The organism is Macromonas bipunctata (genome assembly GCF_002837135.1).
Classification (GTDB): domain Bacteria; phylum Pseudomonadota; class Gammaproteobacteria; order Burkholderiales; family Burkholderiaceae_C; genus Macromonas_A; species Macromonas_A bipunctata.
Window position 1 is genome coordinate 1 of the sequence record NZ_NWBQ01000013.1, and the last position, 7,743, is coordinate 7,743.

The 7,743-nt window shown below is 52.4% G+C and carries 6 protein-coding genes and 1 pseudogene; 1 reads left to right on the forward strand and 6 read right to left on the reverse strand.

Translation table 11 applies throughout. From position 1 onward, the window contains the following. Positions 1-16: 16 nt before the first annotated feature. The 6 genes and pseudogenes from CON76_RS13010 to iscB all read right to left on the reverse strand — a co-directional run bounded on the left by CON76_RS13010 (position 17) and on the right by iscB (position 6,086). Positions 17-304 carry a hypothetical protein gene (locus tag CON76_RS13010; RefSeq protein ID WP_169928956.1) on the reverse strand — a complete coding sequence of 96 codons (288 nt, stop codon included), beginning with the start codon at positions 302-304 and terminating at the stop codon, positions 17-19. Between the two features lie 231 nt (positions 305-535). Then, a pseudogene (locus CON76_RS01975) lies at positions 536-1,146 on the reverse strand (IS607 family transposase). Between the two features lie 153 nt (positions 1,147-1,299). Continuing rightward, complete coding sequence (locus CON76_RS01980; protein WP_169928957.1) at positions 1,300-2,328, reverse strand: restriction endonuclease subunit S; 1,029 nt, start codon at positions 2,326-2,328, stop codon at positions 1,300-1,302. Next, positions 2,315-4,210 (reverse strand): HsdM family class I SAM-dependent methyltransferase, encoded by a 1,896-nt coding sequence (locus CON76_RS01985; RefSeq protein WP_101101591.1) that lies wholly within the window; start codon positions 4,208-4,210, stop codon positions 2,315-2,317. The genes CON76_RS01980 and CON76_RS01985 overlap by 14 nt, the downstream gene beginning before the upstream one ends. A gap of 75 nt (positions 4,211-4,285) precedes the next feature. After that, entirely contained in the window at positions 4,286-4,741 is a 456-nt protein-coding gene (locus tag CON76_RS12715; protein ID WP_169928958.1) for a hypothetical protein, read from the reverse strand. A gap of 58 nt (positions 4,742-4,799) precedes the next feature. After that, positions 4,800-6,086, reverse strand: a complete 1,287-nt coding sequence (gene iscB, locus CON76_RS01990) for an RNA-guided endonuclease IscB (RefSeq protein ID WP_420812886.1) — start codon at positions 6,084-6,086, stop codon at positions 4,800-4,802. A 658-nt stretch (positions 6,087-6,744) separates the two neighbouring features. On the opposite strand from iscB, the gene CON76_RS01995 reads away from it, so the two are divergent. Further along, positions 6,745-7,743: Ig domain-containing protein (locus tag CON76_RS01995; RefSeq protein ID WP_205758161.1), on the forward strand; the 999-nt coding region annotated here is incomplete at its 3' end.

The window sequence follows — 7,743 nt, forward strand, 5'->3', positions numbered from 1 at the left end:
ACTTTTGATGGTCAACTTATTGTTTCAGGAACAGTTTGCGCGAGCCAAAGCAAATGCCGGGCACGTTGGCTGCCAGCCGCTTAGAGCATTTGGCCAGCTTGTATGTAAGCTCTTTGCACTTGGCGGTGAGCTTCTTGATTTTGACCACCAGGCGCACTTGTGCCTCGGGCTCCATCCCCACCGTGCCTGCCTTGACCTGCTCGGCTTGCCGCTGGTAGGTTTTGAGCGTAGCGGACTTGGACTTGATGGCTTTTTTGAGATTCTGCACCGATTGCTTGAGCAGCTCGCGGGTGCCCTCTAGCATGCCTTGCAATTCAATGGCCAAGGCATTGAACAAGCGGGCTGAGATACCAAAGTGTTGGCAAAACTCGGTCTTTTGCGATTTAACCGCCCCGCCGCGCTTGGCCACCCAAGCGTAAAGCTTGTGCAAATGCTGGGCATACAAACGCGCATACGCTTCCAGCTGCTCTTGAGCCTCTGGGGGTAGTATTAGGCGGGTTTGCGCGGTTAATTGCATGGCGCGTTAATTATACCGTCAATTGACCAGAGCTGCAAGGGCTTTGAGATTCTTTCGACTGCGTGAACCGTACAATCGGGAAGAAAAACAGTCAATATCTCCACCAAATCTTGCGTCAATTGCACTTCTCTCGATACCGCAGCCTGCGCATCCAATACCACCACTTCCACATTCAATTGACGGCACACATTAAACAACAATTCAGCTCCAAAGCGCAGCAAGCGGTCTTGAGTCACGAGCACCAGCCTCTTTACTTGGCCGGTTAAAATCCATTGCAGCAATTTGCGCAAGCCAGGCTTCTTGTAGTTCATGCCCGAACCCAAATCCTTGAGCGTGCGGCAATGTTGCCAACCTTGTTGTGTGCAATGTTGCTCCAAGCGTTGTGCCTGTGTTTCCAACTGTTCTTTTTGGTCGTGTGATGATACGCGAGCGTAGCAAACCGTCAGCTTATCGGAACTCGCAGGTTCGTCAATATTTAGGTGCTGGCGCACTTCGTTTAAGGCGTAGCGTCGATGTCCGCCGGGTGTACGGTATTTGGGTACCAACTTGCCATCTTTGTGCCATCGACGTAGCGTAATCACCGCCACACCCAACAATACCGCCAGCTCACCAATTGAATAAAATGTCATACGCCCCACTAAATAACAGTTTAGGCGATATGAGTAGGTTTGACGGTATTTTTAGCCTACTGTTTCAAACCCGCAAACCTGCTACAAAGGAAGACTCACTTTTCTTCCTTGCGGTCACTCGGACCACATGGAAGCGGTCGGCCACAAGCATGGCTAGGGCACCTGAGAGCTATAGGGCAAAGACTTGATGTAGCCTTCCATGTAGCTCCAATCGGGCACGCCCTCGGGAGTTACCGGCAAGCTGATGAGTGAGTTCGGCATTCGAATGGGTCGCCACTTACGACCATATCCCCAACGGTATTTGTCGGCACGAATTACAGTGGCAAGAAATAGTCCTAGCTCAGGCGAGAGCCGGACCTGCTTATCCTTGAGATACAGCGGGTTAACGTCGTGGGTGCAGGTGAAAGGCTCAGGCTGGTAGAAGGCTTCTCCGACCGACCCGTTGTTTGAGACAGTAATGCACTCCCCAGGAAATATCTTGCGGTCAAGCGGCTCATTAAGATTGATAGAGCCATCCTTAGAGAATTTTTTCAGGTTATCGTGCGCAATGTACGCGGTGACCCCGTTGTTGTATTCAGTGGCACCGATGAATGGAACGCTGCCCTCTTTGGCAGAAGTCGGCGGCTTCTTGTTGTAATAGCCCTTCCTAATTTCAAATATTTCATCGTACCGGAACGCACGCCAATGTGCGGGGGCAAGGTCAACGGTGGCCCCCGCCTCTTGCGGACATGCCGCTCCTTCAAACTTTAGTACATTGATTGAATCGGCCCACTCTGGCTTGTTTTCAAGGTCTGGAAGCACCAAATCTTTTAGGGTCCGGTTGGCTTGGCGACCAAAGCCGAACCTGAATCGATTGGCCGTGATACATAGTGCCCACCACAGCTTTTCTTGCTCGGACATGGGCACCTTTGGTGTTAGCACCATAACGTGGAATCCGCTGTAGAACGGAAATGGTTGCAGAAAGGCAACCCCTGCCCCGCCCTGGCCGTTGAGCGCCACTGTAATAGTGCCTGCCGGCGATGGCGACAGCCCCGGAACAGGCTTTATTCGCGCCGTGACGCCATTGTTTCGGGCTGCGCGTCCAACGAAATTAACCGCGTCCGGGGCGGTGGACTGTTCCAGCCGATTTAGCTCCAAGCTATGCCCGTAATCCAGTTTGAAGATATCGTTAATCTTCGGCATCGGCAGCCTCCTCTTGCGCTGGATGACTCTCCTGCCCGAAGAGCTTGAACAAAGCATAGCTCTTGACGACCCGCTGAAAGTCAGAAGGTGTAAGGGCCGAATAGTCCGTATCCATATAAGCTTCGGCGCACCACTCGTCGCCAGCGGTAACGGCTTGCATAACACTTTCACCGGCATGGACTTCCCGGTTTCGATACATAGCTACCCAATGGTCTCGAATTGCGAGCCATCGGTCATCCTGGTCAACTCGACCCTTGTGTTTTGTCTTAATAAACCCATCGTCGCGCCAATAACCAAACCATGTTTTCTTGTCCGATTTGGTGTGTGGCGTCTTGGCAATCCAGACCATGATGCAGGTCACCACGCCGACTGGATAGAACAACTCCTGCGGCATAGACATAACCGCGTCCAGAGTGTGATGCTTCAACATCTCATCCCGAACAGGATTAGGTTTGATTGCCGAAGACATTGGCACAATTGCAATACCCATAGAGCCGGGCTCAAGACAGTCCAGCATCTGCTTTACGAAGTACAGCTCATGTAGTTCTGCATCGCTCTTGGATTGGGAGTAGGGCGGATTGAGCATCCCCACATTCGGTTTTATCTGCTTGACGGCCTTGATAACGGCTTCGTCAAAGCAGCTTGCCTGATGCAGGTTTGCCTTACCGTCCCCCCGCAGAATCATGTTACTGGCGGCTAAGGCGAACATCTTGGGATTGTTCTCAATACCAATCAGCCGATTCTTTTTGATGTCGGTTCGCTCTTCCTCTGTGACGGCTTTCTTCAGCATGTGCTGCATGGCAGAGATTAGGAAACCACCCGTTCCGGCACAGATGTCGAGAACCTTGGACTCAGGGTTGACATTCGCAATAAACGAGAACAACTCGGCAATATGCCGAGGGGTTAGGACAATGCCAAGCGCTTTCTTGTCACCAGCGGTGTATTTCAGGAACTCGCCGTAGAACTGCCCCACCACATCGAAGTCGTGATAGACATTGATGTATGGCCAGACGTTTTCGCAAATGCGGCTAATGATTTCCTTGAAAACACCATCCGGATACTCTTTGGCGGTCTTGCTGTCAGGCTTACCAAGATTGGGATGCACTGCAATCGTGGAATACGGTTGCAGCATGGTGTCCTTCTTTGCCTGAGGAATGTCAGCCTTGTCCAGCTCCTTCTTGATTGCACCTAGCCAGGCTTCCTGCACGTCTTCGGCAGGTAGTGTGCCAAAGGTCTTCATGAATGGTACATTCATGAGGGCAATCAGGGTGCCACTGACCAGAAGGGGTTTGTCTTCTTCAGAGATTTTTGCCTTTGTCCAAATTAACTCATGGAGTTCTTTGGAGAATGCCAGCAGGTCCGCGTGGCGCTTCTTGGCCACATCAGGGTCGAAAGAAGCCAGCCGGTAGTAGTCGTCGTAGGGGATGATGTCGGTGACCGGAATACCGCTTTCGTTAACAAGCTCCTTGATTTCAGTGCTGCCCGCAGGAACTAGGAAATTGGACACTCTCATGGCGCTTTCCGTAGCCCCGCTTACTGCAACGGCCAAGACGGTGTAGTGCTTGGCAAGATGCTTAGCGTAATGCAACGCACCATCCACCGCATATTCAACTGGCTTGTCGCGCGCCGGGCTATCGTGTTTCTTCACGTCCGGTTTGCATTCGAACACAATCAGAAATGCCGTGTCCTTACGGTTCGAGATGATGAACTCAGGATAGCCGGCGTTGCCCTTGGCATTCTTGCTTGCTTTGGATAGCAAGGTCTTGACCTTGGCAATCTCGGACTTCTGCTCTTCGACAGTGATGCCGTTATCCGGTTGGTTGTAACCCAAGGCACGCAGCTTGTCGCGCACAAAGGCTTCTGTTTTGCGTTCGTTCGCCATCCAACACTCCATTTCAACTTTGACGATGATGTTAGTGTACGACGTTTCACTAGTCAATTCCGCGGTACAACTAGATTAACCAGGCCGACCCGGCTTCAACTTTGGAACCTGTTGCATCAATTTCTCCAATTCAGTAGGGCTGAGCCTATTGAGTGCGAAAATTCCAGCTCGCAACACCTCACTACGGTTTGGAATCGTGCCCAAAACAGCTAACTTTACGCGCAATTCGTCAATCACCTTACTTTCTTCAGCAAGCAATGAAATTGATTCGCGCACCGCACGTCCAGCACCAGTAGGCACTTTGGTGGTAGCCAGAGCAGAGGTTCCTGTAGCTTCAGGTACTGGGTCCGCTGACGTTAGCTCAGCCAGAGGTCTAGCCTCCACAGCTTCAGCCGGTAGGGCAGGGGCCAAATTTGCCGCCAAACCCCCCGCAGCCATCGCCGCCTCAGCAGCCGCAAACTTATCCACACCAGCCAACATTCGAGTCTTGAGCTTGTTCATCCAGATTGCGCGGGAAACCTCGGCATTCATGCCGGGGAGGTAGAGCGCGTCGCGTGTTATCGCGACCCTGTACCCGCATCCTTTCTTGTTAAGCTCTGTAATGGAAGAAATAGCCATAGCCATCGGCGCGCTGCACCAATTGGCAATGTTTGTATGAAATGCCTTGTACCAGTTCGGTGCTGGTGCGTATATTGAAAGAGCCACTGGCTCGCACCGCAACACGCCCGGTATACGTACCGACTTTTTTACCGGTGAGAACGCAAGCTTTGACCATATCGCCAGTACCAAAGCCTTTAACGCGTTTGGTGCGCATCAAGTAGCCTCTCGGAAAACCATACTTGTCCAAGCGTGTGCGTTGGTAGCTGCCCCGGCCCGTGCACTTGATGGCCAGTGTAGGCTGTAGCCCATATGTTGCTGCATCGACGTGACCGACACACACTGCATCCAAGGCATGGGTCTTTTCCAGTCCAAGTCGTACCCGGTTGTATTTTGTTTGGCCACCGGACGCCAGTTCGAGTGGCAAGCCGGTGCATTTGAGCGCATTGGCCAAGGCCCAGCGGGTAGCGTTGACTGCCGCTGCATCTTTCAATGGACGCTGGGCCTGCGCAGTGATTCTGGCCAGTCTTTGTGGCTCGGTGGCCAGAAAATTTTGCAAGGGCTGTGCAGCTTTACGTTGGTTACAAGGCGCACAAGCCAGGGTCAAGTTGCTCACGCGGTTTGTGCCACCTCTTGCCTTGGGATGAATGTGCTCTATTTGCAAAGGTACTTCAGTCGCGTCGCAGTAGGCGCACTTGCGGCCCCACTTCTCCAGCAGGTATTCACGCACTTCGTAACCTTGCAAGGTGCCTTGCTGGTACTCTGCGCCAGAAATCTCGGGATTGTCTAGTGCTTGCGTGTCGAATCTAACCAGCTCAGAAGAAATAGCCACCACAGGTGCCCAACATTGCAAACGTTTGACCCATGCCATGGTGGTATCTACTCGATGCTGCAGCGACGGTGGCAACCAACCTTGCGGCTTGCTACGGTTCAAGAACCTCGGCGCTCGATAGCGCAAATTGCCGCGACGACGCCTGCGCATACTGCTGCGCGCACTCAAGGCTTCGGAAATCTGACGCCCACGGTGCACCAGTTCCATCAAGTTTAGCACCGCAACTTGACGGTAAATTTCGCCAGTCACGCTATCCGTTGACTCCATGTCACGCACCAATGCCAAGCCCGTGGTTTTGCTACCAGGGTCTACTTTTACGCGCACGGGCTGTAGCTTGCAGTTAGCTACTTGCCTGTCCACCAGGCGTATGACCATGGGCACCACGCGATGTACCCGCGCACGACCACGTTCGAGCAACAATCTCGCACGCTTTTCGCTACAAGGCATCAATGGCTTGCCACACCTATCCAACACAAATACCGACACTGACGACTCCTAAAAATGCTGTCTTCCCAGCTGCCAGCCCTTACGGGCCTTGTTACAAATACTTTTTTACGGTATCGCTCCCTTCGGCAATGTTGTACGCCAGGTGGAAGGCTTACGCTTTCCAGATGCCGTCCGTTTCGTAGCACCCATACCTTGTCTGCTACGGCATCTTCGAGAAGTCGGTACTAAGGAAGCATACCGACGTCGGTCTTTGGTCTTACGCACAACGTAGCGCCTTACGGCACTGAGCCTGGTCAACCAGGCTTGCTTTTACAAGCCTCAGCCTTTAGGCTGGGGGTGGTTGACAGCCTAGTATTTTAACACTAAAGTATCTTCTTAGTTTAGCAAGATAATATCATCATACGATATTGAAAGCCTAGCCTCCTAAAGTCGACTGGCTAGGGGGGTTAACCGCGGTAGCTGGAACCAGCGTTAGAGCCAAAAAGCTATCGAATTAGAGGTGGATGCTTGATGATTGGACAGAAAACCCATAATTTTAGGTTCGGTTAAGGTCAAGAAATTTTTACTTGATTTTGAATTCCAACTTCTAATGGGACGCTGGTTGTGACTATACTTTATTAGGTAGCCATTGACGGCAGCCACCTTAGTTGGAGTCATTATGTTTTCGCTCATTATCACGATTATTTCTATTGCACTGACCGTTGCTGTCACCGGCGGTACGATGTATTACATTGGCTCATCGACGGACAATGGTACTGTTAAAACGGCTGCTGCTGGGCTACTGGGTCAAAGCGAACAGTTAGGTGTCGCAATTCAAATGCACTCTGTGCAAGACGGCGGCATCTTGTCTGACGTACAACAGTTGGTTGATAAAAAGTATTTAAGTACCATGCCCGTGCCCCCCGACGCGGTTTACTCCACAGGGAAAATTCCGTCCGCCAATGATTGGCAAATCATGCAAGCGGGCAAGCTACCTGTTGTAACTCTACAAGCTAAATTGCGTGAAGACGCCTGCCTCGCGTTGAACCAGCAACATACCGGCAAAGCAGTTATTACACAAGCCTTGGACCCGCGCAAACGAATTCAGTGCTTTGGCACCAGTGAGCCCTACAGCGTGGTCGTCAATCAAAGTGGCGACGAAGCAGTGCTGACCGCTGCCGTCACCGCTTGGAACGACAACCTGGCTCTGGCCGGGGAGGGTGCTGTAATACCATTACCCGTGGCCGCAGGTGGGTCAGTGGTTACATCCGGCGATGTTAATCTGGCCACGGCTGCACTACCCCAGTGGACCGTGGGCCAAAAAGAACCACCGGTGACCTATGATTTCAGGCCCTTGTTCAGTGACAGGCGCGATGCCGCTCCCGTGATGTCGGCAGTGGTGTGGAGCGCGGAGGGCACTTTGCCTGCCGGACTGGTATTGGACTCGGCCACGGGTGTGCTGTCTGGTACCCCGACAGTCAGGGGTACTTTTGACTACACCGTCAAAGCCACGTACAAGAATGCTACCGGGCAGCAGGTGTACAAGATTGTGGTGCAAGGCTTGGAGTTGGAGGTTTTATCTATCAGCGCGGGCATGGACCACACCTGTGCCGTCACCATGGGTGGGGGTGCGAAATGCTGGGGCCGGAACACTCATGGTCAACTCGGCGACGACTCA

Coding starts and splice junctions, on each gene's coding strand:
- CON76_RS13010 (WP_169928956.1), bottom strand. CDS start 304: ATGCTAGAGGGCACCCGCGAGCTGCTCAAGCAATCGGTGCAGAATCTC.
- CON76_RS01980 (WP_169928957.1), bottom strand. CDS start 2,328: ATGCCGAAGATTAACGATATCTTCAAACTGGATTACGGGCATAGCTTG.
- CON76_RS01985 (WP_101101591.1), bottom strand. CDS start 4,210: ATGGCGAACGAACGCAAAACAGAAGCCTTTGTGCGCGACAAGCTGCGT.
- CON76_RS12715 (WP_169928958.1), bottom strand. CDS start 4,741: ATGAATGCCGAGGTTTCCCGCGCAATCTGGATGAACAAGCTCAAGACT.
- iscB (WP_420812886.1), bottom strand. CDS start 6,086: ATGCCTTGTAGCGAAAAGCGTGCGAGATTGTTGCTCGAACGTGGTCGT.